Raw genomic sequence first — 257 nt, forward strand, 5'->3', positions numbered from 1 at the left:
GTGCCGGTCCACGCAGTTATACGCAACGTTCAGTTTGCCGCCGTCGAACCACTTGATCTCCGGACCCTGACCGGCCCGAACATCAGCGGGTTTCCAACTGTGTGCCGTATGCCAAGGCGTTGCCCAATGCAGGCGACGCGCTTGTGCTTCCCAGAAAGCTACGTTCGAGCCGTTTGAATCGAAACCGCCGTGACGCGCCCGCTCGCCGAAGCCAGCGCCGTGCACTGCGCCGTCCGCGTGCTCAATCGAGGACCATC

Annotated in this window: 1 protein-coding gene; it reads right to left on the minus strand. The window is 62.6% G+C overall.

From position 1 onward, the window contains the following. Positions 1–225: acetyl-coenzyme A synthetase N-terminal domain-containing protein (locus SB724_RS20865; protein WP_410572864.1), on the minus strand; the 225-nt coding region annotated here is incomplete at its 3' end. Positions 226–257: the final 32 nt, after the last annotated feature.

Source organism: Bacillus sp. SIMBA_031 (assembly GCF_046535225.1).
Classification (GTDB): Bacteria; Bacillota; Bacilli; order Bacillales; family Bacillaceae; genus Bacillus; species Bacillus velezensis.